Genomic DNA, 24,994 nt, shown 5'->3' with positions numbered 1-24,994 from the left:
GACCCCGGGACGCGCGCCCGGCTCATTGCTAGAGCGCGAGCAGTTCCTTGGTCGTGATGGTGAGTAGCTCGGGTCCGCCGTCCGCCTCGGGGCGTACGACGAGCGTGTCATCGATCCGGACACCGCCCCGGCCCGGGAGGTGGACCCCCGGTTCGACGGTGACCGGCACGCAAGCGTCCAGTTTACCCATGGCCGCGGGGGCCAGCTGCGGGTCCTCGTCGATTTCGAGTCCGACGCCGTGTCCGGTCAGGGTCGGCAGGCGCTCGCCGTACCCGGCGGAGTCCAGCACCTGGCGTGCCGCGCGGTCCACGTCACGGTAGGCGGCGCCGGGTGCGAGGCTCTCCCGTCCGGCGCGCTGAGCGGCGAAGACGAGGTCGTACAGCTCGATCTGCCAGTCGGCGGGAGACGTACCGATCACGAAAGTACGGCCGATCTCACACCGGTAGCCGCGGTACGTCGCGCCGAGACAGACGGAGAGGAAGTCGCCCTCCTCCACGCGCCGGTCGGTGGGGTGGTGAGCGCGCCGGCCGGAGTGGGGGCCGGTGGCGACGGAGGTGGGGAAGGCGGGTCCGTCGGCGCCGTGGTCGACTAGGCGGCGCTCGAGTTCGAGGGCGAGATGCCGTTCGGTACGGCCGACGAGGATGGATTCGAGGAGTTCACCGAGGGCCTGGTCGGCGATCTCGGCGCCGATGCGCAGGCAGGAGATCTCCTCCTCGTCCTTGACGACGCGGAGCTGCTCCACGGCACCGCCCAGTTCGGCGAGGCGCAGACGTGGGACGACGGAGCGGATCTCCCTGTGCCGGGCCACCGTGAGGTGATGTTCCTCCACGGCGAGCGAGTCCGCGCCCTGCGCCGCGCCGAAGTCGGCCGCGGCGACGGCGGGGTCGCCTCCGGCGCCGGGCAGGGTGTGCACCCGTAGCGCCTCGTCCGGGCGGCCGTCGGTGGGACGGTCCTCCGGTGGGCCGACGCACACGAGCAGGTCCTCAGTCTTGCCGAGCAGCAGGACGGCGCCCCGGGGGGCGGCGCCGGACAGGTAGCGCACGTTGGCGGGGCGCGTGACGAGCGCTGCCGAGCTGCCGGCGGCGTTGCACTGTGCCCTCAGTTTGGAGCGGCGGGCCGCGTAGACCTCTGACATGACACGAGCGTAGGAGCGGTGTCTGGTTTGTGCCGGTTGAGAGAGCGTTCGGGGGACGGGGCGTCATGTGTGGTTGTGAGCCGTCTGGGGACCGTGGGGCTTGTCGCGCAGTTCGCCGCGCCCCTAAAAAGCCAAAAGCCTTTACCAGCTAGGTGGGCTTGCGATGGAACGTGCGAGTACGTCGTCCAGCACCTGGGCCGTCTGCGGTACGTCCAACTGCGAGTTGTCGATGATCGGCAGGCCCGACCCGTACCACCCCGCCATACGGCCGTGGATCCGCGCGACCTCCTCGTCCGTGAGGCGGCGGTTGCCCGAGCGCTCGGCGTTGCGCTCCAGGACGATCTCCAGGCCCGGCAGCAGGACCACGGGCAGCAGCCCGGGGCCCACATGGCGCTTCCAGCCGCCGAGGCCGACCACCGGGCGGTCCGGGAAGACGGCGTCGTCGAGGATGCAGGAGATGCCGTTGGCCAGGAAGTTGCGGGCGGCGAAGCCGCAGGTGCGGCGCGCCAGGCGGTACTGGGCCTCGGAGTGGTCGTTCCAGCCGGACTGGGGGTCGGCGAAACCGGAACGGACCCATTCGCGGACGTCGTCGAGGCTGATGTGGGCGGTGGGCACCCGGCGGTGCTCGGCCCAGTACTTGGCGACGCTGGTCTTGCCCGCGCCGGCCGGGCCGATGAGCAGCACCGCGAGGGTCGTGGCCGCCGGGTCGGGCAGGGCCGCGGCGGACGGGCTGCTGGGAACGCCGACCGGGCCGCCGGGCGGCAGCGGGACATGACCGGTGGTGTCCGGGGCCGGGGGCGCCGACGGGTGCTGTGCCGCCGGCTGGTGCGGCGGGGCGGGGGGCGCGGAGGGGTGCTGGGGTGGGGGCTGGTGCGACGGCACGAAACCCGGAGCGGGGGGCGGTGGGGGCACCGGGGCCGGGCCCTGGTGCGCGCCCGGGTGCTGGGGCCCCGGGTGGTGTGCGGCCGGCGACCAGCCGACGGCCGGTCCGTGCCCCGGCTGATGGGGCGGCGGCAGCGGAGAACCCACTGCGTGCTGCATCCGGTGCCACTCCGTCTCGTACAAGGCAATTGGCGCTGGCGGAGCGGGTACGGACCCACTCCTTACCGAACGGTACCGTCCCCGGTCGCCGTTTGGTGAACGGCCGGGGACGGCCCTAAGTGCCCGGGACCGTAAGGCACATGGGACGGAGGGTGCCGCGGCCGGCTACTGGCCCACTTCTCCGTACGCGGCCAGCAGGACGGCCGGGTCCGGGCCCTCCATGACGGTGGGCTTGCCCAGTCCGTCCAGGACGATGAAGCGCAGCAGGTCACCGCGGGACTTCTTGTCGACCTTCATGGTCTCCAGCAGCTTGGGCCACTGGTCGTAACGGTAGTGCAGCGGCAGGCCGACCGACTCGAGGACCGTACGGTGGCGGTCCGCCGTCGCGTCGTCCAACCGGCCCGCCAGGCGGCCGAGTTCGGCGGCGAAGTGCATGCCGACGGAGACCGCGGCGCCGTGCCGCCACTTGTAGCGCTCGTTCTTCTCGATGGCGTGGGCGAGCGTGTGGCCGTAGTTGAGGATCTCCCGCAGGCCCGACTCCTTGAGGTCGGAGGAGACCACCTCGGCCTTGACCCGGATGGACCGCTCGATCAGTTCGGCCGTGTGCGGGCCGGCCGGGGTGCGCGCGGCCTGCGGGTCGGACTCGATGAGCTCCAGGATCGCCGGGTCGGCGATGAAGCCGGCCTTGATGATCTCGGCGAGGCCGGAGACGTAGTCGTTGACCGGGAGGGAGTCCAGCGCGGCCAGGTCGCACAGGACGCCGGCCGGCGGGTGGAAGGCGCCGACGAGGTTCTTGCCCTCGGCGGTGTTGATGCCGGTCTTGCCGCCGACGGCCGCGTCCACCATCGCCAGGACGGTGGTGGGGATGGCGATCCAGCGCACCCCGCGCAGCCAGGTGGCGGCCACGAAGCCGGCGAGGTCCGTGGTCGCGCCACCGCCGACGCCGACGACGACGTCGGTGCGGGTGAAGCCGGACTGCCCGAGCGCCTTCCAGCAGTAGGCGGCGACCTCGGCGGTCTTGGCCTCCTCCGCGTTGGGCACCTGGATGGCGACGACGTCGTAGCCCTGCTCGGCAAGGTCGCCCCGCAGCGCTTCGCCGGTCTCGGCGAGCGCCTCGGGGTGCACGATCGCCACCCGCTTGGCCTTCTCGCCGATCAACCCGCCGAGCTCGCCCAGGAGTTGACGACCCACCAGGACCTCGTACGGCTCGCTGCCCGCGGTGCCGCCGACCTGGATCCGGGTCACTGCCTCACTCATGCCTGCTTCAACTCCAGTGCGTCCAGGGCGACTTCGGTGACTTCTTCGGGCGTACGACCGTCCGTCGCGACGACCGCCGTGGCGATCCCCTCGTAGAGGTGCCGCCGCGCCTCCATCAGCTCGCGCCACTGCTTGCGCGGGTTGACCGCGAGCAGCGGGCGGGCCGCGTTGAGGCCGGTGCGCTTGACGGCCTCCTCGACGTCCATCGAGAGGTAGACGACCGGCAGCCCGGCGAGCGACGCGCGCGTGTCCTCGTCGAGGATCGCGCCGCCGCCGAGGGCGAGGACGCCGTCGTGCTCGGTCAGCGCCCGCTGTACGGCCGCCTTCTCGATGGCACGGAAGGCGGGCTCGCCCTCGTCGACGAAGATCTCGGCGACGGTCCGGTCCTGCTCGGCGACGATGTCGTCGTCGGTGTCCCGGTAGCTCACTCCGAGCCGCTCGGCGAGCAGCTGCCCGACGGTGGACTTGCCCACGCCCATCGGGCCGACGAGCACCACCCGAGGGCTCATCGGATGGCCAGGTGGTCGAGGTACGACTGGACGTTGCGGCGGGTCTCGACGACGTTGTCGCCGCCGAACTTCTCGGCGACCGCGTCCGCGAGGACGAGCGCCACCATCGCCTCGGCGACGATCCCGGCCGCCGGGACCGCGGAGACGTCGGAACGCTGGTGGTTGGCGGGAGCCGCCTCACCGGTGGTCACATCCACGGTCTGGAGGGCGCGGGGCACGGTGGCGATGGGCTTCATCGCGGCGCGCACGCGCAGCAGTTCGCCGGTGGTCAGGCCGCCCTCGGTACCGCCGGAGCGGCCGGAGACGCGGCGGATGCCCTCGGGCGTGTTGACGATCTCGTCGTGCGCCTTGGAACCGGGCACGCGCGCGAGCTCGAACCCGTCGCCGATCTCGACACCCTTGATGGCCTGGATGCCCATGAGCGCACCGGCGAGGCGGGCGTCCAGCTTGCGGTCCCAGTGGACGTGTGAGCCGAGGCCGACCGGGACGCCGTAGGCCAGGACCTCGACCACACCACCGAGGGTGTCGCCGTCCTTGTGGGCCTGATCGACCTCCGCCACCATCGCCTTCGACGTGTCCGCGTCCAGGCAGCGCAGCGGATCGGCGTCCAGCTTCTCCACATCGGCCGGGGTCGGGTACACACCCTGCGGCGCCTTCACCGAACACAGCTCGATGACATGGCTGACGATCTCGATCCCGGCCGTCTCCTTCAGGTACGACCGGGCGACCGCGCCCAGCGCCACCCGCGCCGCCGTCTCACGCGCCGAGGCACGCTCCAGGATCGGCCTAGCCTCGTCAAAGCCGTACTTCTGCATCCCCGCGAGGTCGGCATGACCAGGACGCGGGCGAGTCAGCGGGGCGTTACGGGCGAGCCCGGCGAGGATCTCCTCGTCCACCGGGTCGGCCGACATGACCTGCTCCCACTTGGGCCACTCGGTGTTGCCCACCATGACGGCGACCGGCGAGCCGAGGGTGAGGCCGTGCCGGACGCCACCGAGGAAGGTGACCTGGTCCTGCTCGAACTTCATCCGGGCACCGCGTCCATAGCCGAGCCGACGCCGGGCCAGGTGGTCCGCCACCATCTCCGTGGTGATCGGCACGCCGGCGGGCAGACCCTCCAGCGTCGCTACGAGTGCGGGACCGTGGGACTCCCCCGCGGTCAGCCAGCGCAACCTGCTCAACGGTGCTCCTCTATGCTCGCGCCCTCGTACTGCCCTGCGTACGCGCGTCCTCGCGTACGGCAATGGCGTGACCAGGTGCGCGGCCCGGGCCCGCCACCTTCGATCCTCCCACGTCCCACGGACATGTCCGGCCGCCGGTCCACCAGGCGGACGGCCATCCACTAGCAAGGCTCAGGCGATGCCGTCACTCTGCCGCGTGGTTCCCCCTGCGGAATCCGGAGGTTCCTAGCGGGCCGCCAGCGCCTGCTCGCCCGCTTTCCGCATGGCGTCCACGGGGGCGGGTCGGTGCCCCGTCATCTGCTCGACCTGGAGCACCGCCTGGTGCACCAGCAGGTCGAGGCCGCTGACGACGGCCCCGCCGAACATCGACCAGCGCGCCGCGAGCTGGGTGGGCCACGGCTCGTACAGCACGTCGAAGAGGGTGGTGGGCCGCTCCGGGACCACGGAGGCCAGGGCGTCCGTGGTGCCGGCCGGGGTGGTGGCGATCACCAGAGGCCGGTGCAGTGCGTCGGCCGCCGCGGACCAGTCCTCCGTACGGACTTCCACGTCCAGCCGCTCCCCCCACTGCCGCATCTCGGCGGCGCGGGCCTCGCTGCGGACGTAGACGACCACCTCACCGGTGCAGACCCGGGCCAGCGCGGCCAGCGCCGAGGACGCCGTCGCGCCGGCGCCGAGGATCGCGGCGGAGTCCACCGTCTCGATGCCGTGCTCACGCAGCGCCGCGACCATGCCGGGGATGTCGGTGTTGTCGCCGACCTTGCGGCCGTCCTCGGTGAACACGACCGTGTTGACCGCCTCGACCGAGGCGGCCGTCTCGCTGATCTCGTCGAGCAGCGGGATGACGGCCCGCTTCAGCGGCATGGTCAGCGACAGTCCGGCCCACTCGGGCCCGAGTTCCGCGAAGAACCCGGGCAACGCGGCCTCGTCGATCTCGAAGCGGTCGTACGACCAGCCCTTGAGCCCCAGTTCCTCGTACGCGGTTCGATGGAGCACCGGGGAGAGGGAGTGGGTGATGGGCGAACCGAGCACAGCGGCCCGGCGGGCGTCAGTTGCCCCTGCTTTCATCGAACTTTTCCTTGAGTCTCAGGAACTCTGCGTGCGTTTTGGCGAATTCTGTCTTGCTCACGCCGTCGGTCGCCACGAAGTAGTACCAGCCGTCGTCGGTGGGATTCAGCGTCGACTTGAGCGCGTCGGCGCCCGGGTTCCCGATCGGGCCGGGCGGCAGACCCTTGTTGGTGTACGTGTTGTACGGGTCCTTGTCCTTGCTGATCTCCGACTCGCTGATGTCGATGTTGCTCTCGTTCTTCGCGTAGTTGTACGTCGAGTCGAACTGGAGCGATCCATAGGTCTGCTGGTTCGCGTAGTCGAGGCGGTTGTAGACCACTTCCGCCATCTTGCGGTAGTCGTCGGTGGTCTTGCCCTCGGCCTGGACAAGGCTCGCGATGGTGATGATGTCCATCGGGCTGTCGAGCTTGAGCGTCTTGGCCTTGGCTTCCAGGTCGAGCGAGTCGTACTTGTTGGTGGCCTCGGCCACCATGTCCTTCAGGACCGTCTCGGGCTTCATGCCCTTGGCCGCCGGATAGGTGCCCGGATACAGGAAGCCCTCCAGCGGGTCCTTCATCTCGCTGTTGACTTCCATCCAGTCCGGAAGTCCGAGGCTCTTGTAATCCGCCTTGGCGACCTTGAGGGTGGCACCGGACTTCAGGCCGAGTTTGTCGTCGATAAGCTTGTAGACCGCGATATTGCGCTGACCCGGCGTGACCATCACGGCATTCTGGCTCTTCGGGTCGAGCATCATCTTCACGGCGCTCTCGGCGGACATCTGCGTCTTCAGCAGATAGGCGCCGGCCTGGACTTTCTTCTCCCCCTCGTTCCGGGTGAACGCAGAAACGAACGCGTCGACGCTCTTGACGACACCCTTCGCCTTCAGCAATCGCCCGATGTCGGCGCCGCCCGCCCCCTTCTGGACAACGATCGACACCGTCGTGTCGGTACCGTCACCCGCATAGTCCGGCGCCGAGACGAAACGATCCTTGTAGAACTGGTAGCCGAAATAGCCGATGCCTCCGAGCCCGCCGCCGAAGACCAGCACGACCACCAGGCAGGCGCAGCCACTGCGGCGCTTCTTCGGCTTCTTGCCCCCGCGGCCTTTACGGTCGCCACGACCGCCCTCGTCATCGACATCGTCGGCGCCGTCGTCGTCCCCGCCGCCCGCGAAGAAGGCGTGTTCGCCCTGGTCGGGGCCGGGGTCCCAGTCCGTCCGCTGCGGTTCCGGCTCGGCGCGGCGACGGCTCGGCGGCTCCGGCGGGGGGTACGCGTCGGGGGTGCCGTAGTAGTCGGGCTGGTCACCGGCGCCGTACGCGGCGGCCTGCTGGCCGTACGGGTCCGAGGGGTCCGTGTACTGGACATGCGTGTGCGTCCCGGTGCCCCAGGCGCTGTTGTCGTACTGCTGCTGAGGCTGCTGGGGCGCGTACTGCTGCTGGCCGTACTGCTGGTTCGGGTCGTACTGCTGCTGGCTCGGGTCGTACTGCTGGTGCTGCTGGTCGTAGTGCTGCTGCTGGTACTGCTGCTGCGCCTGACCGTAGTCGGCCTGTTGGCCGGTGCCCCAGTCGCCGTACTCCGGCTGCTGCGGCGCTTGCGGAAAGTGCTGCGGCTGGCCGCCGTAGGCAGCTTGTTGGCCGACGTGGCCCTGCTGCCCTTCCCATCCGCCGTCCCCGTAATACGGGTCCTGCGGATGCCACGGTTCGGAGCCTTCCTGGCCCCGGCCATACTCAGTCATCGATCCCCTAGAGCCGCGAGGCGGCGGTCGCGCGGCTTGTGGCTCGGCATCCGTTCCGCCTCTCTCTGTGCGGCACCTGTTCGAACAGCGCCGCGATCGCGCGGAACGTTACCGTATCGCGATCAGATGACCACTTCGACGCTCTCTCCGGGTGCTTTACCTGACACCCGTTCGGATTCGAGCGCCTGCTGAAGGATGATCACAGCGGCTGCTTGATCGATGACGGAGCGGCCCTTCTTGGATTTCACACCCGAGGCGCGCAGTCCCTGGCTGGCCGTGACCGTGGTCATCCGCTCGTCCACCAGGCGGATGGGGATCGGCGCGATGCCCTTGGCCAGCTCCTGGGCGAAGCCTCGTACCTTGACCGCGGCCGGGCCCTCGCCCCCCTTGAGGGAGCGGGGGAGTCCGACGACGACCTCGATCGGTTCGTACTCCTCCACCAACTGCTTCAGCCGGCGGTGGGCGGCCGGGACGTCCCGGCCCGGGACCGTCTCCACCGGAGTGGCGAGGATCCCGTCGGGGTCGCACGAGGCGACCCCGATCCGGGCGTCCCCGACGTCGATCGCGAGTCGACGCCCTCTGCGCATCGTCACTTCGCGGTGTCCGTGACCAGACGCTCGACGGCCTCGACGGCCTCGCCGATCGCGGCCGGGTTCTGGCCGCCGCCCTGGGCGACGTCCGGCTTGCCGCCACCGCCGCCGCCGAGGGTCTTGGCGGCCGTGCGGACCAGGTCACCGGCCTTGAGGCCACGCTCGCGGGCGGCCTCGTTGGTGGCGATGACCGTCAGCGGCTTGCCGTTGGCCGTGGTGAAGAGCGCGACCACGGCGGCCCGACCGCCCTGGATACGGCCACGCACGTCGAGGACCAGCTTGCGCAGGTCGTCGGCGGTGGTGCCGTCCGGGACCTGGCCGGTCACGACGGCGATGCCACGGATGTCCTTCGCGGACTCGGCGAGACCGGCCGCGGCCTGGAGCACCTTCTCCGCGCGGAACTTCTCGATCTCCTTCTCGGCGTCCTTCAGCTTGCCGAGCATCGCGGAGACCTTCTCCGGCAGCTCCTCCGGACGGCCCTTGATCAGCTCCTGGAGCTGGGCGACGACCGTGTGCTCCCGGGCGAGGAAGTTGTACGCGTCGACACCGACGAGAGCCTCGATACGACGGACACCGGAGCCGATGGACGACTCACCGAGCAGCTTGACCAGGCCGAGCTGCGAGGTGTTGTGCACATGGGTGCCGCCGCACAGCTCCTTGGAGAAGTCGCCGATGGTCACGACGCGCACGCGCTCGCCGTACTTCTCGCCGAACTCGGCGATGGCGCCCTGCTTCTTCGCCTCGTCGATGCCCATGACATCGGCGCGGACGTCGAGGTCGCGCGCGAGCACCTCGTTGATCTTCTGCTCGACGTCGGTCATCACGGCCGTCGGAACGGCGGACGGCGAGCCGAAGTCGAAGCGGAAGCGGCCGGGCTGGTTCTCGGAACCGGCCTGGGCGGCCGTCGGGCCGAGTGCGTCACGCAGGGCCTGGTGGGTGAGGTGGGTGGCCGAGTGGGCGCGGGCGATGGCGGTGCGGCGGCGGGCGTCGATCGAGGCCTGGGCCTTGGCGCCGACGGTGACCTCGCCGAACTGCACGACACCCTTGTGGACGTACACGCCCGGAACCGGCTTCTGGCAGTCGCGGATCTCGATGACGGCACCGGAGTCGACCTTGATCTTGCCGGTGTCGCCGATCTGGCCGCCGCCCTCGGCGTAGAACGGGGTGCGGTCCAGGACGATCTCGACCTCGTCGCCCTCGGTGGCGGCCGGGGAGGAGGCGCCGTCGACGAGGATGCCGACGATCGTGGACTCGCCCTCGGTGTCCGCGTAGCCGATGAACTCGGTCTCGCCGGTCCTGTCCGCGATCTCACGGTAGGCACCGGCACCGGCGTGGCCGGTCTTCTTGGCCTGGGCGTCCGCCTTGGCGCGCTCCCGCTGCTCCTTCATCAGGCGCCGGAAGCCGTCCTCGTCCACGGAGAGGCCCTGTTCGGCGGCCATCTCCAGGGTGAGGTCGATCGGGAAGCCCCAGGTGTCGTGGAGCAGGAACGCCTTGTCACCGGCGAGGACCTTGCCACCGGAGGCCTTGGTCTCGGTGACCGCGGTGTCGAGGATGTTGGTGCCGGCCTTGAGCGTCTTGAGGAAGGCGGCCTCCTCGGCGAGGGCGACCTTCTCGATGCGCTCGCGGTCGGTGACGAGCTCCGGGTACTGCTGGCCCATCATCGCGATGACGGTGTCCACCAGCTCCTGGACGACCGGGCCGGTGGCGCCGAGCAGGCGCATGTTGCGGATGGCGCGGCGCATGATGCGGCGCAGCACGTAACCGCGGCCCTCGTTGCCGGGGGTGACGCCGTCGCCGATGAGCATCACCGACGTACGCATGTGGTCGGTGACCACGCGCAGGGAGACGTCCGAGTCATGGGCGTCGCCGTACGCGACACCGGTCAGCTCGGTGGCCTTCTTGATGACGGCCATGGAGGTGTCGATCTCGTACATGTTCTGCACGCCCTGCAGAATCATGGCGAGACGCTCAAGTCCGAGACCGGTGTCGATGTTCTTGCTCGGCAGCTCTCCGAGGATCTCGAAGTTGTCCTTGCCGATGCCCTCACCGCGCTCGTACTGCATGAAGACGAGGTTCCAGATCTCCACGTACCGCTCGTCGTTGACGGCGGGGCCGCCCTCGACGCCGAACTCGGGGCCGCGGTCGTAGTTGATCTCGGAACAGGGGCCGCAGGGGCCGGGGACGCCCATGGACCAGTAGTTGTCCTTCATGCCGAGGCGCTGGATGCGCTCCTTCGGCACACCGATGACGTCCTGCCAGATGCGCTCGGCCTCGTCGTCGTCCTTGTAGACGGTGATCCAGAGCTTCTCCGGCTCCAGGCCGTAACCACCCTTGTCCTGGGGGCTGGTGAGCAGCTCCCAGGCGTACTTGATGGCGCCTTCCTTGAAGTAGTCGCCGAAGGAGAAGTTGCCGCACATCTGGAAGAACGTGCCGTGCCGGGTGGTCTTGCCGACCTCTTCGATGTCGGGCGTGCGCACGCACTTCTGCACGCTGGTCGCGCGCGCCCACGGCGGCTTGACCTCACCGAGGAAGTACGGCTTGAAGGGGACCATGCCGGCGGGGACCAGGAGCAGAGTCGGGTCGTCCGCGATGAGCGACGCCGAAGGGACGACGGTGTGACCGCGCTCCTCGTAGAAGCTCAGCCAGCGGCGGCGAATCTCGGCCGACTCCATCAGTGGTCCTCATTCCGGTTGTACGGGTACGTCTTGTACGTCGATCCCTCGGCGTACTTCGGGTTGTTGCGGTTCTCGATGGCGGCGAACCGCCGGGGCGCGGGGAGTTCGGGGTTCGCGTTGATGCCCAGCGCCTCCCCCAGCTCTTCCTCCCGCTGGGCCATGTTGTCGCGGACGTCGAGCGCGAAGCCCACCGCACGGTCCTTGAGCTTGTGCCCGGCCTCGATCGCCTTGTTCGTCGCGGCGACGGCGAGGTGCTCCGGGGTCAGCTGCCTCAGCTTGCGGTTGACCTTGGTGGTGGCCCACACACCGGCGGCGACGCCCGTGCTGAACCAGAAGGTACGGCGGAACATCGGTTGGCTCTCAGCCCTTCTTCCGCTGGTTCCGCCGACCGGCCGGAACCGTGCGGCCCACGATCACGGTACGCCGGGGCGTCTTGGCGGGCACGTCGTCCTTGCGGCCTGCGATCGCCCGGCGCACGCCATAGCCGAAGGCCGCGACCTTGACCAGCGGGCCGCCGAAGGTGGAGGCGACGGTGGTGGAGAGCGCGGAGGCGTTGGAGGTGACCTCCTGGACGTCGGAGGCGATCGCGTCCACCCGGTCGAGCTGGGTCTGCGCGGAGCGCACCGCCGAGGAGGCGTCCGCGAGGAGCGGTACGGCCTGGTCGGTCACGTCCGCCACCAGCTTGGTGGTCGCCCTGAGCGTCTGGGCCAGCCTCGCCAGCGCGACGGCGAGGAAGGAGACCAGGATCGCCCAGAAGACGGCCACCAGGATGCCGGCCACCTCTCCACCGGACACTGCGCACCCGCTCCCTGATACGTGCTCTGAACATCGGAACCTAGAAAAAACAGTGGCCCGAGCCTATCGCGCCCCAGGCGCGGCTCCGCACCGGATTACCGTCCGCGCGGGCCCGAGTTGCACGAAGCGATTGTACGGAGTGAATACGGTTCAGTACGCTCCGTGTCCTATGCGGGATGATCGGCTCAGCGACGGCAATCTGCCTCTCGAACTGGACGCGTTCGTGGGCCGCACGGCCGAACTCGCCGCGCTGTCCCGACTGCTGGAGACCTCACGCCTGGTGACGGTGACCGGCGCAGGTGGCGTGGGCAAGTCACGGCTGGCGGCCCGGGCGGCCCTGGGCAGGGCGGCCTGGCGGGTCGAACTGGCGCCGGTGCGCGACGCGGAGTTCGTCGACTACGCGGTCGTTCAGGCGCTGGGGCTGACCGACCACACCACACGGCTGCCGCGCGAGACGCTGCTCGCGCATCTCACGGGGTCCGGCCGGCAACTGCTCCTCGTCCTGGACGGGTTCGAGCATCTCGTCGAGGCGTGCGCCGAGCTGGTGACGGACCTGCTGGGCCGGGTGCCGGGGCTCACCGTGCTCGCCGTGGGCCGCAGACCCCTGTCCGTGCCGGGCGAGCGGGTGTTCGCGCTGGCGCCGCTGGGCGAGGACGAGGCCGTGGAGCTCTTCGTCGACCGCGCGGGCAGGCAGGGTGCGGCCGTCGGTGACGATCCCGACGTACGGGAGCTGTGCCGGCGGCTGGACGGCATCCCGCTCGCCGTCGAGCTGGCGGCCGGGCGGCTGCGGGCCCTGTCCCCCGCCCAGTTGCTGGCCCGGTTCGACGACCGCTTCCGGCTGCTGACGGGCGCGGCCCACGGTGCCCCGGCGCGGCACCGCACGTTGCGCACGGCGATCGGCTGGAGCCACGAGCTGTGCACGCCCGAGGAGCGGCTGCTGTGGTCGCGGCTCTCGGTGTTCGCCGGGCTGTTCGACCTGGAGGCCGTGGAGTACGTGTGCAGTGGCAACGGCCTGGCCGAGCAGGACGTCCTGGACGTGCTGACGGAACTGCTCGCGCAGTCCGTGGTCGCGCGCGAGGAGACGACGGCGGGGGTGCGCTACCGGATGCTGGACACGGTCCGGGCGTACGGCGAGGACTGGCTGGAGGCGACCGGGGACGCGGACCGGCTGCGCCGGCGCCACCGCGACTGGTATCTGGGCCTGGCCACCTGGTGCGAGCTGGACTGGTTCTCACCGCGGCAGGGCGAGGTGGCGGCGCGGATCGAGGCGGAGCTGCCGAATCTGCGCTGCGCCCTGGAGCGCTGTCTGGCCGACCCGGACGAGGCGTATCTGGGGCAGTACCTCGCCGGTTCACTCTGGTTCTACTGGGTCGGCTGCGGGCGGCTGTCGGAGGGCCGGCACTGGCTGGAGCAGTCCGTGCAGCTGGAGTCCGACCATGAGCTGTCGCGGCTGAAGGCGCTGTGGGTGCTCGGTTATGTGGCGATCCTCCAGGGCGACAAGGTGCCCGCGCTGGCCGCGCTCCAGGAGTGCCGGGAGGAGGCGGAGCGCTCGGCGAACCCGACGGCGATCGCCTACGCGGTGCACCGCACCGGCTGTCTGGCGCTGGTCACGGACGACATGCCCCGCGCAGAAACGCTGCTGCGCTCGGCGCTAGACCGCTACCAGGAGATCGGCGAGCTCAACAGCAACGTACTGATGGGCCAGGTCGAGCTGGCGATGACGCGGGCCTTCCAGGGCGATCTGCCGGAGGCCGTGAAGCTGTGCGAGGACGTCCGCCGGGTCTGCGAGGACCACGGGGAGCGCTGGACCAGGTCGTACGCCTTGTATGTGCTGGCGTACGCGGCCTGGACCGAGGGGAACCTGACCGGCGCCCGGGAGCTGCTCACCGACTGCCTCGGTGCCGCGCACGCCTTCAGCGATCTGCTGGGTTCGGTGCTGTCGATCGAGCTGCTGGCCCTGGTCACGGCCGCGCGGGGCGAGGCCGCGGACGCCGCCGAGGCGGCGGTGCTGCTGGGCGCGGCGGGGGCGATGTGGCCCTCGGTGGGGCTGCCGCTGTTCGGCTCGGCCTACTACAACGCCCCGCACGAGCTGTGCGAGGCGACGGCGCGGGAACGGCTGGGCGACGAGCGGTACGAGGAGTGCGTACGGGAAGGGGCCCGGCTCGACCGGGAGGCGGCGGTGGCCCGTGCGCTGGGGTGGCCGCCGGCGCCGCTGCCCGGCCCTCGCGGGCAGGCACGGCATGCGCGAGGCCCCGTGAGCATGCACGAACCCGCCGCCTCCCGCGCCCGGAAGGGCGGGGAGACGGCGGGCTGAGGTGGTGCGTGTGCTACGGCCTGCTGGTGATCAGCGGGCGTAGTACTCGACGACGAGCTGCTCGTCGCAGATCACCGGGATCTCCTTGCGGTTCGGCTCACGGTCCAGGCGGAACGCCAGGGCCTTGAGGTTCACCTGGAGGTAGCGCGGGGTCTCACCCTCGGGGGCGAAGCCGCCCTCGCGGGCGATGGAGAAGAGGGTCTTCTCGCGGCTGCGCTCGCGGACCATCACGACGTCGTCGGGACGGACGCGGAACGACGGCTTGTCGACCTTGCCACCGTTGACCTCGATGTGGCCGTGGACGACCATCTGGCGGGCCTGGTAGATCGTGCGGGCGATGCCCGAACGCAGGACCAGAGCGTCGAGACGGCGCTCGAGCTCGATGATCAGGGCCTCACCGGTCTTGCCCTGCACCTTGGAGGCACGCTCGTAGGCGCGGACGAGCTGACGCTCGGACACGTCGTACTGCGCACGCAGACGCTGCTTCTCGAGCAGACGGACCTTGTAGTCCGAGTTCTGCTTGCGGCCACGGCCGTGCTCGCCCGGCGGGTAGGGACGGGCCTCGAAGTACTTGACGGCCTTCGGGGTCAGCGCGATGCCGAGGGCACGCGACTTCTTGACCTTGGGGCGGGACTGGTTCGCCACAATCTCTCATTTCTCAGTGTTCGGCTTGTCAGGGTTGCGGGAGGTCGCATCCGCAGCCGGGGAAACCCTCCGGGTCCGTTGCCGGGCCTGGTGGGCAGCCGCTCCCTGGTCTGGGCACATACGTGCAGCACGCGAGTGGCCCACCTACCGGTCTCACCAGCTGGTGAGTGGTGGTGGGCGGCCCGCGACACCATTCGATCGGTGCGCGACGCTCCTGGAACCCCTGGGGGTTCCGGCTGACCGTCCCGTTCTGACTGCACGGGACACAGCACTTCGAGGGATTCTACAGGCTGCTCAGGACCGCTTGCGACCGAGGTGCTTACGGGTCCACTCGACGGCGTCCGCGTACCGCGCCTCCGCGCCGTGCCGGGTCGGCGCGTAGTACTCGCGGTCCTTGAGTTCCTCCGGGGCGTACTGCTGCTCGGCGATGCCCTCGGGCAGGTCGTGCGGATACACGTACCCCTGCGCGTGCCCGAGCTTGGCGGCGCCCTTGTAGTGCCCGTCCCGCAGGTGGGGCGGCACGGATCCCGCCATTCCCTTGCGTACGTCGTCCAGAGCGGCGCCGATCGCCATGGTCGCGGCGTTGGACTTGGGGGCGAGCGCGAGGGCGATGGTGGCGTGGCTGAGGGTGAGGGCGGCCTCGGGGAAGCCGATCATGGCGACGGCCTGGGCGGCGGCGACCGCGATGGGCAGCGCGTTCGGGTCGGCGAGGCCGATGTCCTCGCTGGCGGAGATCATGAGCCGACGGGCGATGAAGCGGGGGTCCTCGCCGGCCTCGATCATGCGGGCCAGGTAGTGCAGCGCGGCGTCGACGTCCGAGCCTCGGATGGACTTGATCAGGGCGCTGGCGACGTCGTAGTGCTGGTCGCCGTCGCGGTCGTACTTCACGGCCGCGCGGTCGACCGTCTGCTCCAGGGTCTGGAGGCTGATCTCGCTCTCGTCCTGGTCGAGGGCGGCCCCGGCGGCGGCCTCCAGTGCGGTCAGCGCACGGCGGGCGTCACCGCCGGCGATGCGCAGGAGGTGGTCCTCGGTGTCCTCGGGGAGGGTGACGGCGCCCTTGAGGCCGCGCTCGTCGGTGACGGCCCTGCGGAGCAGGCCGCGCAGGTCGTCGTCGGTGAGGGGTTCGAGGGTGAGGAGGAGGGACCGGGACAGGAGCGGGGAGATCACCGAGAAGTAGGGGTTCTCGGTGGTCGCCGCGATGAGGGTGACCCAGCGGTTCTCGACGGCCGGGAGCAGGGAGTCCTGCTGGGCCTTGCTGAAGCGGTGGATCTCGTCGAGGAAGAGGACGGTCTCCTTGCCGTATCCCCCGGTGGCGCGGCGGGCGCCGTCGATGACCGCGCGGACCTCCTTGACGCCCGCGGTGATCGCCGACATTTCGACGAAGCGCTTGTTGGTGGCCTTGGAGACGACGTAGGCGAGGGTCGTCTTGCCGGTGCCGGGCGGGCCCCACAGGATCACCGAGGACGGCCCGGCCGGGCCGCTCGCACCCTCGCCGACCAGGCGGCGCAGGGGCGAGCCGGGCTTCAGCAGATGCTGCTGGCCCACCACCTCGTCGAGGGTGCGCGGGCGCATCCGGACCGCCAGGGGGCTCCCGGCGGGGTCCTTCTCCTGGCGTTCTTCGGCGGCGGCGGTGAACAGATCGGGCTCCACGTCAAGAACCCTAAGTCACCGCACTGACAACGCGGCCCGCGGTGTCAGCTGGTCCAGAAGTCCCACCAGCGCGTCATGATCAGCATGCCGATGATCCCGATGTGCAGGACCGGCATGACCCAGGTGAACTCGCCGAAGAAGCTCTTCAGCCAGCGCGGGGCGGGGATGAAGCCGTTGCGCACGTTGAACGAGGTCACGTACCAGAACATGATGATCGTCGCGACCCACGCCAGGGAGCACCACAGGCACAGCGCGTTGATCCGGTACAGGGACTGGAACATCAGCCAGGCGCAGAAGGAGACACCGAAGAGGGTGCCGGCGTTGAAGGTCAGCCAGTACCAGCGCGGGAAGCGGGCCCGGGCGAGCAGGCTCATGCCGACGCAGATGACGATGCCGTAGGCCACGAGACCGAGCATCGGGTTGGGGAAGCCGAAGACGGCGGCCTGCTTGGACTCCATGACGCTGCCGCAGGAGACCACGGGGTTCAGGCTGCACCCGGGCGTGAAGGTCTTGCCCTCGACCTTGGCTTCGAGGAGCTTGAACTTGTCGAACGTGATGACCCACGCGGCGAGCAGGCCGGCCGCGCCGGTGAGTACCAGCAGGATGGCGAAGGCACGGCTGCCGCCCACCGTCCGTGGCTCGGCGGCCGAGCGGTCCGGCTCGGGCTCGGTGGAGACGTCCTTGACTGTCGTCTTGCTCATCACGCCGATTCCGTCTGCTTGAGAGTTGGACCTTCTTCGGGCAGGGCCATTGTGCCGTACCCAGGGCTCTGCCCACCGTTCGCTGGAGATAAGGAAGTACGCGCGGTCGTCCCTGAACGCTCGGTTCCGGCCGACCCTCGAACGCATGACGGCACACGCGAACGAACTCGCGGTGGACGTACGGGGCTGCGCAAGCAGTACGGGGACGTGACCGCGGTCGACGGTATCGATCTCGGCATCGCCAGGGGCGAGGTGTTCGGGCTGCTGAGGCCCAGCGGCGCGGGCAAGCGCACGACGGTGGAGATCCTCCAGGGCCATCACGACCGGGACGCGGACGAGGTGTCCGTGCTCAACGTGGTTCCGGTGAACGGCACGCGCGCGTGGAGGTCCCGTGGGGGAATCGTCCGACAGGACGAATCGACGCCCGCCGAGTTGACGGTCCTGCTCCTGGACGAGCCGACGACCGGCTTCGACCCGGCGGCCCGGCGGGTACCTCCGGCTGACCCGACAGGAGGACGCGCGATGACCCCGACCGTCGTACGGACCCGTGCGGAGGCGGTCGCCGAGCGGCGATCTGGCTGGTTCTGGTCACCGGCCTGATGAAGACCTGAGGGCCGGACAGCGCATCGCCGCCCGGCCCCAGTGGTGGTCCGTCAGCCGAGACGGGCCTCCAGTTCGGCCACGATCTCGTTCACGCCGATCGCCGTCTGCTCGCCGGACTCCATGTCCTTGAGCTGGACCACGCCGTCGGCGAGGTCGCGCTCGCCGGCGACGACCGTGTAGCGGGCGCCGCTGCGGTTGGCGTTCTTCATCGCACCCTTGAGGCCCTTGGCCCCGTACGAGAAGTCGGCCGCGATGCCGACCTTGCGCAGCTCCGTCACCTTGCCGAACAGGACCCGGCGGGCCTCCTCGCCGAGCGGCACCGCGAAGACGCTGGTCGTGGAGGGGAGTTGGAGCTCGACGCCCTCCGCCTCCAGGGCGAGGACCGTGCGGTCGACGCCGAGGGCCCAGCCCACGGACGGGAGCGCCGGGCCGCCGATCATCTCGGACAGGCCGTCGTAGCGACCGCCGCCGCCCACCGCGGACTGGGAGCCCAGACCGTCGTGGACGAACTCGAAGGTCGTACGGGTGTAGTAGTCCAGGCCGCGGACCAGCTTCGGGTCGTCCTCGAAGGCGACGCCGGCGGCCGTGATCAGCTCGCGGACCTCCTCGTGGTACGCCTTGCAGGCGTCGCAGAGGTAGTCGCGGAGCAGCGGGGCGTCGCCGAGCTGCTTCTGGACGTCGGGGCGCTTGTCGTCCAGGACGCGCAGCGGGTTGATGTCGGCCCGGCGCAGCGTCTCCTCGTCGAGGTCGAGGCCGCGCAGGAAGTTCTGCAACGCCTCCCGGTACACCGGACGGCACTCCTTGTCGCCCAGGCTGTTGAGGAGGATGCGGAAGTCACGCAGGCCCAGCGACCGGTACGCCTGGTCGGCCAGGATGATCAGCTCGGCGTCCAGCGCCGGGTCCTCGGCGCCGATCGCCTCGGCGCCCACCTGGGAGAAGTGGCGGTAACGGCCCTTCTGCGGGCGCTCGTAGCGGTAGTACGAGCCCGAGTACCAGAGCTTGACGGGGAGGTTGCCCGCCTTGTGCAGGTTGGCCTCCAGGGCCGCGCGCAGCACGGAGGCGGTGCCCTCGGGGCGCAGGGCGAGCTGGTCGCCGCCCTTGGTCTCGAAGGCGTACATCTCCTTCGTGACGATGTCGGTGGACTCGCCGACACCGCGTGCGAAGAGCTCCACGTTCTCGAAGCCCGGCGTCTCGATGTAGCCGTAGCCGGAGTTGCGCAGCGGGGCCGCGATCGCCTCGCGGACCGCGAGGAACTTGGCGCTGTCCGGCGGGATCAGGTCGTACGTGCCCTTGGGGGCCTTGAAGGTGCTCACGGAAGGTCTCGTCACATTCCTCGTCGGGGAGCGTCGACATCCGCTCCCGGGCCGGCTGCCACCTGCCGCAGATACGGGTTGGTGGCACGCTCACGGCCGATGGTCGTCTGCTCGTTGTGGCCGGGCAGCACCACGGTCGAGTCGTCGAGCGGCAGGACCACGCGGGCCAGGGACTCGAGCATGTCGTCCATGGAGCCACCGGGGAAATCGGTGCGTCCGATGGAGCCGGCGAACAGCAGGTCGCCCGAGAAGAGGATCGGCGGGATGTCCGCCGTCTCGGGCAGGCCGAAGGTCACCGACCCCCTGGTATGGCCCGGCGCGTGCGCGACGGTGAGCTCAAGGCCCGCCAGCTCCAGCTTCGCCCCGTCCGTCAGCTCCTTGACGTCGTCGGGCTCCCCCACGGCCAGCTCGCCCAGGAGCGGCATGCCGATGGTGCGGCCGAGCGCCTTCTCGGGGTCGCTCATCATGAACCGGTCCTCGGGGTGGATCCACGCGGGCACGTCGTGCGCGCCGCAGACCGGGACGACCGAGGCCACATGGTCGATGTGGCCATGGGTGAGGACGACGGCGACGGGCTTGAGCCGATGCTTCTTCAGCGTCTCCTCGACTCCCTGGGCGGCCTGATGGCCCGGGTCGATGATCACGCACTCCTCACCCGCGGCGGGGGCGACGAGAAAACAGTTCGTCCCCCAGGCCCCGGCGGGGAACCCGGCAATGAGCACGATCGTCCTTCGTTGTGTCGATAAGTGCGGACTGCGGTGGCCTCAAAACGGCTGCACCTGTGGTGAGAGCCTACCGGCGCTGCCGTTTCCTCAGCGAACCCATATACGGTACGGGGCACACGCAGGCGGTCGGCTCATAAGACGCACGCGTCCCAGTCGGCGTACGAGACGCATGAGGAGAGAACCCGGTGGTCACCCAGGAACAGCGGAAGCGGCAGCTCGCCCGGGAGAAGTTTCTGCGGCAGCAGCAGCGGCGCACCGCCGCGCGGCGCAAGGCCCGCATGCGCAACTCCGTGATCGCGTCGGTGCTCGGCGTGATCGTGGTGGGCAGCCTGGCGCTCTACACGACCGGTGTCCTCAAGGACGACGGCGACGACAAGGCCAACGCGAGCGCGTCGGCGTCCGCCACGCCCAGCGCGGTCTCCGATCCGTGCAAGAAGGCCGCCGAGGGCAAGGTCAAGACGGCGACGTGGAAGAAGGAGCCGGCGATGACGATCGACAAGTCGGCGAAGTACACGATGAAGCTGGCGACGACCTGCGGCGACATCGACATAGCGCTCAAGACGTCCGCGGCCCCGCACACCGTGAACTCGTTCAATTTCCTGGCGTCGAAGGGCTACTTCGACCACACCAAGTGCCACCGGCTCACCACCAACGGCATCTACGTGCTCCAGTGCGGCGACCCGACGGGCAGCGGCAGCGGCAGCCCCGGCTACACGATCCCGGACGAGAATCTGAAGGACAAGTCGCTCAAGGGCGACACCTACCCGGCCGGCACGGTCGCGATGGCGAACCAGTACAACGCCCAGACGGGCGAGGGCAAGAACAGCGGCGGCAGCCAGTTCTTCCTCGTCTACCAGGACAGTCCACTGCCGGCCAACTACACACCGTTCGGTACCGTGTCCGAATCCGGCATGACCGTCCTGAAGAAGATCGCCGCCGCAGGTGAGAACACCGGCGCGGGTGACGGCGCTCCCAACGCGACGGTCGTGATCAACAAGGCAACGGTCAGCAAATCCTGACCCTCAGCAGCGAAATTTCGGTCGCGCGGGATGCGGACAGGCAACCCGCCGGTCGCCTATGTTGGCCGTGACGAAACTGTGGACGATGCCCGGGGGCGCTGAAGCCTTCCGCCGGCATCATGTGGAGGAGGCGCTGTGAGCAGCGACCCGTGGGGCCGCGTCGACGAGACGGGGACCGTGTACGTGCGTACGGCCGACGGCGAGCAGGTCGTCGGTTCCTGGCAGGCCGGCTCCCCTGAGGAGGCGCTGGCCTACTTCGAGCGCAAGTACGAGGGCCTGGTGGTCGAGATCGGCCTCCTCGAGAAGCGAGTGAAGACCACCGATCTGTCCGCGAAGGACGCTCAGGTAGCCATCGACCACATCCGCGAGCAGGTCGACGCGCACCACGCGGTCGGCGACCTGGACGCCCTCAAGGTGCGGCTCGACAAGCTCGTGGAGACCGTCGACAAGCGTCGCGAGGAGCGCAAGCAGCAGCGCGCGAAGCAGTCCGACGAGGCCCGGCACGCCAAGGAGGCGCTGGTCGTCGAGGCCGAGGAGCTGGCGCAGTCCGACCAGTGGCGGGCGGCCGGCGAGCGGCTGCGGGCCCTGGTGGACACCTGGAAGGGTCTGCCGCGTCTGGACCGCAAGTCGGACGACGAACTGTGGCACCGCTTCTCGCACGCCCGGTCGGCGTTCTCCAAGCGCCGCAAGGCGCACTTCGCCTCGCTGGACGCGCAGCGCGAGGAGGCCCGCAAGACCAAGGAGCGGCTGGTCTCCGAGGCCGAGGCGCTGTCCAACTCCACCGACTGGGGTCCGACGGCGGCCCGCTACCGCGAGCTGATGGCGGAGTGGAAGGCCGCGGGCCGCGCCCAGCGCGAGCACGAGGACGACCTGTGGAACCGCTTCCGCGGCGCCCAGGACGTCTTCTTCGCCGCCCGCAGCTCGGTCTTCGCCGAGCGCGACGCCGAGCAGGGCGAGAACCTCAAGCTCAAGGAGGAGCTGGCCGACGAGGCCGAGAAGATCCTCCCGGTGACCGACCTGAAGGCGGCGCGTGCCGCGTTCCGTCAGATCAACGAGCGCTGGGAGGCCATCGGCCATGTCCCGCGCGACGCCCGCCCCAAGGTCGAGGGCCGGATGCACGCCGTCGAGCGGGCCATCCAGGAGGCCGAGGAGACCGAGTGGCGTCGCACGAACCCGGAGGCACGCGCGCGTGCCGAGGGTCTGACGGGCCAGCTCCAGGCCGCCGTGGACAAGCTCCGCGGCCAGATCGAGCAGGCGCGCGCCCAGGGCAACAACGCCCGCGCGGACAAGCTGGAGCGTGAGCTGGAGGGCCGCCAGGCGCTGCTCGACCAGGCGCTGAAGGGTCTGCACGAGTTCGGCGGCTAGGAAGCCAGGAAACCTCCGCTACGACGACGAGGGCCCCGTACATCGCGTACGGGGCCCTCGTCGTCGTATGCCTTACGACCTGGTGCGCGCCGACGTCACGCGGTAGACGTCGTAGACGCCCTCCACTCCCCTGACCGCCTTCAGGACGTGACCGAGGTGCTTGGGGTCGCCCATCTCGAAGGTGAAGCGGGAGGTGGCGACGCGGTCGCGGGAGGTCTGGACGGCCGCGGAGAGGATGTTGACGTGCTGGTCGGACAGGACGCGGGTGACGTCGGAGAGGAGCCGGGAGCGGTCGAGGGCCTCGACCTGGATGGCGACCAGGAAGACCGAGGACTGGGTGGGCGCCCACTCGACGTCGAGGATGCGCTCGGGCTCGCGCGACAGTGACTCCACGTTGACACAGTCGCTGCGGTGAACCGATACGCCGCTACCGCGCGTGACGAAACCGATGATGGGGTCGCCGGGTACGGGGGTGCAGCAACGGGCGAGCTTGACCCACACGTCGTCGACGCCCTTGACCACCACACCGGGGTCGGCGCTGGAACGGCGCTTGCGGCTGCGACCGCGGGTCGGCGGAACCGACTCGTCGATCTCCTCGGTGGCGGCCTCCTCGCCGCCGAGCGCGGAGACCAGCTTCTGCACCACGTTCTGCGCGGAGACATGGCCCTCGCCGATCGCCGCGTACAGGGCGGAGATGTCGGGGTAGCGCATCTCGTGCGCGAGCGTGACCAGGGAGTCGCCGGTGAGGATGCGCTGGATCGGCAGGTTCTGCTTGCGCATCGCGCGGACGATGGCGTCCTTGCCCTGCTCGATCGCCTCGTCGCGGCGCTCCTTGGAGAACCAGGCCCTGATCTTGTTGCGGGCGCGCGGTGACTTGACGAAGCCCAGCCAGTCGCGGGACGGTCCCGCGCCGGCCGCCTTGGAGGTGAAGACCTCCACCAAGTCGCCGTTGTCCAGGGTGGATTCGAGGGGAACGAGGCGTCCGTTGACGCGTGCCCCTATCGTCCGGTGGCCGACCTCGGTGTGGACCGCGTACGAGAAGTCCACGGGGGTGGCGCCGGCCGGCAGCGCTATCACGTCGCCCTTGGGCGTGAAGACGAAGACCTCGTTGCGCGACAGGTCGAAGCGCAGGGACTCCAGGAACTCGCCGGGGTCCTCGGTCTCCTTCTGCCAGTCCAGCAACTGGCGCAGCCACGCCATGTCGTTGAGGTGGTCGTCCTTGCCGGTGGTCCGCGGCTGGTCCGAGCGGACCTTGGAGGTGCCGGCGACGGCCTCCTGCTTGTACTTCCAGTGCGCGGCGATGCCGTACTCGGCGCGGCGGTGCATGTCGAAGGTGCGGATCTGGAGTTCGACGGGCTTGCCGTTGGGTCCGATCACCGTGGTGTGCAGCGACTGGTACATGTTGAACTTGGGCATCGCGATGTAGTCCTTGAACCGCCCCGGAACCGGGTTCCAGCGGGCGTGGACGGTGCCCAGGGCCGCGTAGCAGTCCCTGACGGTGTCCACGAGGACTCGGATGCCGACCAGGTCGTAGATCTCCGCGAAGTCGCGCCCGCGGACGATCATCTTCTGGTAGACGCTGTAGTAGTGCTTCGGGCGGCCGGTGACGGTCGCCTTGATGCGGGCCGCGCGCAGGTCCTGCTGCACCTCGTCGGTCACTATGGCGAGGTACTCGTCGCGCTTGGGCGCCCGCTCGGCCACCAGACGCACGATCTCGTCGTACATCTTGGGGTAGAGGATCGCGAAGGCGAGGTCCTCCAGTTCCCACTTGATGGTGTTCATGCCCAGGCGGTGGGCGAGCGGCGCGTAGATCTCAAGCGTCTCGCGCGCCTTCTTCTCCTGCTTCTCGCGCTTGAGGTAGCGCATGGTGCGCATGTTGTGCAGGCGGTCGGCGAGCTTGATGACCAGGACGCGCGGGTCCTTGGCCATGGCGACGACCATCTTGCGCACGGTCTCGGCCTGCGCGGCCTCGCCGAACTTGACCTTGTCCAGCTTGGTGACACCGTCGACGAGCAGGGCGACCGAGTCGCCGAAGTCGCGGCGCAGCTGGTCGAGGCCGTACTCGGTGTCCTCGACCGTGTCGTGCAACAGACCGGCCATGAGGGTGGCCGGGTCCATGCCGAGCTCGGCGAGGATGGTGGTGACGGCGAGCGGGTGCGTGATGTACGGGTCGCCGCTCTTGCGCTTCTGGCCGCGGTGCCAGCGCTCGGCGACCTGGTAGGCCTTCTCGACCTGGCGGAGCGTCGCGGTCTCGATCTTCGGGTCGTTGCTGCGCACTATCCGCAGCAGGGGCTCCAGGACCGGGTTGTACGGGTTGGAGCGCTGGACACCGAGACGGGCGAGGCGGGCGCGGACGCGGTTGGAGGAGCCGGAGCGGGCGGGCTGACCGGCGGGCGGGCGGACCGCGGGAGGCGTGGAGGCGGGGGGCGCGGACGCGGGCGCGGGACGCTCGGGCGGGGCCGGCTTGGGGCGTGGCTGCTCGGCCGACTTGTCGACGGGCGCGGACTGGGCGTGCTCGACCGAGCCCTGCGTGGCGTTCTTCGCGGGCGTCGCCGCGGAGCCCGAGGCGGGCTCGGGCTTGGCGGCGGTCAGTGGCTGGGCCTCGTCTGGCAAGAGGACTCCTCGTGCGCGAACCGGGTCCCCCGATCAGGCTCCGGAGAACCCATGGTAGCGAGCCTGCGGCTCGGGATCGCCTTC

21 protein-coding genes are annotated in these 24,994 nt (G+C 69.9%); 4 read left to right on the top strand and 17 right to left on the bottom strand.

Features of this window, described 5'->3' with window-relative positions; genetic code table 11:
• Positions 1 to 28: 28 nt before the first annotated feature.
• The 11 genes from OG866_RS36120 to OG866_RS36070 all read right to left on the bottom strand — a co-directional run bounded on the left by OG866_RS36120 (position 29) and on the right by OG866_RS36070 (position 11,962).
• Positions 29 to 1,135, bottom strand: coding sequence for an aminopeptidase P family protein (locus OG866_RS36120; RefSeq protein ID WP_329341355.1), 1,107 nt, complete (start codon positions 1,133 to 1,135; stop codon positions 29 to 31).
• Positions 1,136 to 1,276: 141 nt separating this feature from the next.
• On the bottom strand, positions 1,277 to 2,176 hold the full coding sequence (locus OG866_RS36115; protein ID WP_329341352.1) for a Pro-rich N-terminal domain-containing protein: 900 nt from the start codon (positions 2,174 to 2,176) through the stop codon (positions 1,277 to 1,279).
• A gap of 165 nt (positions 2,177 to 2,341) precedes the next feature.
• Positions 2,342 to 3,433 carry a 3-dehydroquinate synthase gene (gene aroB, locus OG866_RS36110; RefSeq protein WP_329341351.1) on the bottom strand — a complete coding sequence of 364 codons (1,092 nt, stop codon included), beginning with the start codon at positions 3,431 to 3,433 and terminating at the stop codon, positions 2,342 to 2,344.
• On the bottom strand, positions 3,430 to 3,942 hold the full coding sequence (locus OG866_RS36105; RefSeq protein WP_329341349.1) for a shikimate kinase: 513 nt from the start codon (positions 3,940 to 3,942) through the stop codon (positions 3,430 to 3,432). Before OG866_RS36105 ends, aroB begins: the two co-directional genes overlap by 4 nt.
• A complete protein-coding gene (aroC, locus tag OG866_RS36100; protein WP_329341347.1) occupies positions 3,939 to 5,123 on the bottom strand; it encodes a chorismate synthase in 1,185 nt (394 codons plus the stop codon). The genes OG866_RS36105 and aroC overlap by 4 nt, the downstream gene beginning before the upstream one ends.
• Before the next feature lie 225 nt (positions 5,124 to 5,348).
• Positions 5,349 to 6,188 carry a shikimate dehydrogenase gene (locus tag OG866_RS36095; RefSeq protein ID WP_329341345.1) on the bottom strand — a complete coding sequence of 280 codons (840 nt, stop codon included), beginning with the start codon at positions 6,186 to 6,188 and terminating at the stop codon, positions 5,349 to 5,351.
• On the bottom strand, positions 6,169 to 7,902 hold the full coding sequence (mltG, locus tag OG866_RS36090; RefSeq protein ID WP_329341343.1) for an endolytic transglycosylase MltG: 1,734 nt from the start codon (positions 7,900 to 7,902) through the stop codon (positions 6,169 to 6,171). The genes OG866_RS36095 and mltG overlap by 20 nt, the downstream gene beginning before the upstream one ends.
• A 122-nt stretch (positions 7,903 to 8,024) precedes the next feature.
• Entirely contained in the window at positions 8,025 to 8,489 is a 465-nt protein-coding gene (gene ruvX, locus OG866_RS36085; RefSeq protein ID WP_329344455.1) for a Holliday junction resolvase RuvX, read from the bottom strand.
• A 2-nt stretch (positions 8,490 to 8,491) separates the two neighbouring features.
• Positions 8,492 to 11,164: an alanine--tRNA ligase gene (gene alaS / locus OG866_RS36080; protein ID WP_329341341.1), complete on the bottom strand. Its 2,673-nt coding sequence runs from the start codon at positions 11,162 to 11,164 to the stop codon at positions 8,492 to 8,494.
• Positions 11,164 to 11,517, bottom strand: a complete 354-nt coding sequence (locus tag OG866_RS36075; RefSeq protein WP_329341339.1) for a hypothetical protein — start codon at positions 11,515 to 11,517, stop codon at positions 11,164 to 11,166. Before OG866_RS36075 ends, alaS begins: the two co-directional genes overlap by 1 nt.
• 10 nt (positions 11,518 to 11,527) lie before the next feature.
• Complete coding sequence (locus OG866_RS36070; protein ID WP_329341337.1) at positions 11,528 to 11,962, bottom strand: DUF948 domain-containing protein; 435 nt, start codon at positions 11,960 to 11,962, stop codon at positions 11,528 to 11,530.
• 169 nt (positions 11,963 to 12,131) lie between these two features.
• Between OG866_RS36070 and OG866_RS36065 the strand changes: the two genes are divergently transcribed.
• Positions 12,132 to 14,276, top strand: coding sequence for an ATP-binding protein (locus OG866_RS36065; protein ID WP_329341335.1), 2,145 nt, complete (start codon positions 12,132 to 12,134; stop codon positions 14,274 to 14,276).
• Positions 14,277 to 14,306: 30 nt separating this feature from the next.
• Here OG866_RS36065 and rpsD read toward each other — a convergent pair whose 3' ends face one another.
• The 3 genes from rpsD to OG866_RS36050 form a co-directional block, all read right to left on the bottom strand.
• On the bottom strand, positions 14,307 to 14,921 hold the full coding sequence (gene rpsD / locus OG866_RS36060; protein ID WP_030053239.1) for a 30S ribosomal protein S4: 615 nt from the start codon (positions 14,919 to 14,921) through the stop codon (positions 14,307 to 14,309).
• Positions 14,922 to 15,215: 294 nt separating this feature from the next.
• A complete protein-coding gene (locus OG866_RS36055) occupies positions 15,216 to 16,571 on the bottom strand; it encodes a replication-associated recombination protein A (RefSeq protein ID WP_329341333.1) in 1,356 nt (451 codons plus the stop codon).
• Between the two features lie 44 nt (positions 16,572 to 16,615).
• Positions 16,616 to 17,272: a vitamin K epoxide reductase family protein gene (locus OG866_RS36050; protein ID WP_329341330.1), complete on the bottom strand. Its 657-nt coding sequence runs from the start codon at positions 17,270 to 17,272 to the stop codon at positions 16,616 to 16,618.
• Positions 17,273 to 17,479: 207 nt separating this feature from the next.
• Here OG866_RS36050 and OG866_RS36045 point away from each other — a divergent pair, with 207 nt between their 5' ends.
• Complete coding sequence (locus tag OG866_RS36045; protein WP_329341328.1) at positions 17,480 to 17,872, top strand: ATP-binding cassette domain-containing protein; 393 nt, start codon at positions 17,480 to 17,482, stop codon at positions 17,870 to 17,872.
• A 53-nt stretch (positions 17,873 to 17,925) separates the two neighbouring features.
• Here the strand turns inward: OG866_RS36045 and hisS are convergent, their stop codons facing one another.
• Complete coding sequence (hisS, locus tag OG866_RS36040) at positions 17,926 to 19,188, bottom strand: histidine--tRNA ligase (protein WP_329341326.1); 1,263 nt, start codon at positions 19,186 to 19,188, stop codon at positions 17,926 to 17,928.
• Positions 19,189 to 19,199: 11 nt separating this feature from the next.
• Positions 19,200 to 19,910, bottom strand: a complete 711-nt coding sequence (locus tag OG866_RS36035) for an MBL fold metallo-hydrolase (RefSeq protein ID WP_329341324.1) — start codon at positions 19,908 to 19,910, stop codon at positions 19,200 to 19,202.
• Positions 19,911 to 20,098: 188 nt separating this feature from the next.
• Here OG866_RS36035 and OG866_RS36030 point away from each other — a divergent pair, with 188 nt between their 5' ends.
• Both OG866_RS36030 and OG866_RS36025 read left to right on the top strand, forming a co-directional pair.
• Positions 20,099 to 20,932 (top strand): peptidylprolyl isomerase, encoded by an 834-nt coding sequence (locus tag OG866_RS36030; RefSeq protein WP_329341322.1) that lies wholly within the window; start codon positions 20,099 to 20,101, stop codon positions 20,930 to 20,932.
• 135 nt (positions 20,933 to 21,067) lie between these two features.
• Positions 21,068 to 22,297, top strand: coding sequence for a DUF349 domain-containing protein (locus OG866_RS36025; protein WP_329341321.1), 1,230 nt, complete (start codon positions 21,068 to 21,070; stop codon positions 22,295 to 22,297).
• A 72-nt stretch (positions 22,298 to 22,369) separates the two neighbouring features.
• Here the strand turns inward: OG866_RS36025 and OG866_RS36020 are convergent, their stop codons facing one another.
• Positions 22,370 to 24,910: a RelA/SpoT family protein gene (locus OG866_RS36020; protein WP_329341319.1), complete on the bottom strand. Its 2,541-nt coding sequence runs from the start codon at positions 24,908 to 24,910 to the stop codon at positions 22,370 to 22,372.
• Positions 24,911 to 24,994: the final 84 nt, after the last annotated feature.

It is taken from the genome of Streptomyces sp. NBC_00663 (genome assembly GCF_036226885.1).
Lineage (GTDB): Bacteria > Actinomycetota > Actinomycetes > Streptomycetales > Streptomycetaceae > Streptomyces.
This window is presented reverse-complemented; position numbering and strand designations above follow the sequence as displayed.

What these genes read in the sequence shown, in the direction of transcription:
- OG866_RS36120 (WP_329341355.1), bottom strand. Translation starts at nt 1,135, where the DNA reads ATGTCAGAGGTCTACGCGGCCCGCCGCTCCAAACTGAGGGCACAGTGC.
- OG866_RS36115 (WP_329341352.1), bottom strand. Translation starts at nt 2,176, where the DNA reads ATGCAGCACGCAGTGGGTTCTCCGCTGCCGCCGCCCCATCAGCCGGGG.
- aroB (WP_329341351.1), bottom strand. Translation starts at nt 3,433, where the DNA reads ATGAGTGAGGCAGTGACCCGGATCCAGGTCGGCGGCACCGCGGGCAGC.
- OG866_RS36105 (WP_329341349.1), bottom strand. Translation starts at nt 3,942, where the DNA reads ATGAGCCCTCGGGTGGTGCTCGTCGGCCCGATGGGCGTGGGCAAGTCC.
- OG866_RS36095 (WP_329341345.1), bottom strand. Translation starts at nt 6,188, where the DNA reads ATGAAAGCAGGGGCAACTGACGCCCGCCGGGCCGCTGTGCTCGGTTCG.
- mltG (WP_329341343.1), bottom strand. Translation starts at nt 7,902, where the DNA reads ATGACTGAGTATGGCCGGGGCCAGGAAGGCTCCGAACCGTGGCATCCG.
- ruvX (WP_329344455.1), bottom strand. Translation starts at nt 8,489, where the DNA reads ATGCGCAGAGGGCGTCGACTCGCGATCGACGTCGGGGACGCCCGGATC.
- alaS (WP_329341341.1), bottom strand. Translation starts at nt 11,164, where the DNA reads ATGGAGTCGGCCGAGATTCGCCGCCGCTGGCTGAGCTTCTACGAGGAG.
- OG866_RS36075 (WP_329341339.1), bottom strand. Translation starts at nt 11,517, where the DNA reads ATGTTCCGCCGTACCTTCTGGTTCAGCACGGGCGTCGCCGCCGGTGTG.
- OG866_RS36065 (WP_329341335.1), top strand. Translation starts at nt 12,132, where the DNA reads ATGCGGGATGATCGGCTCAGCGACGGCAATCTGCCTCTCGAACTGGAC.
- OG866_RS36050 (WP_329341330.1), bottom strand. Translation starts at nt 17,272, where the DNA reads ATGAGCAAGACGACAGTCAAGGACGTCTCCACCGAGCCCGAGCCGGAC.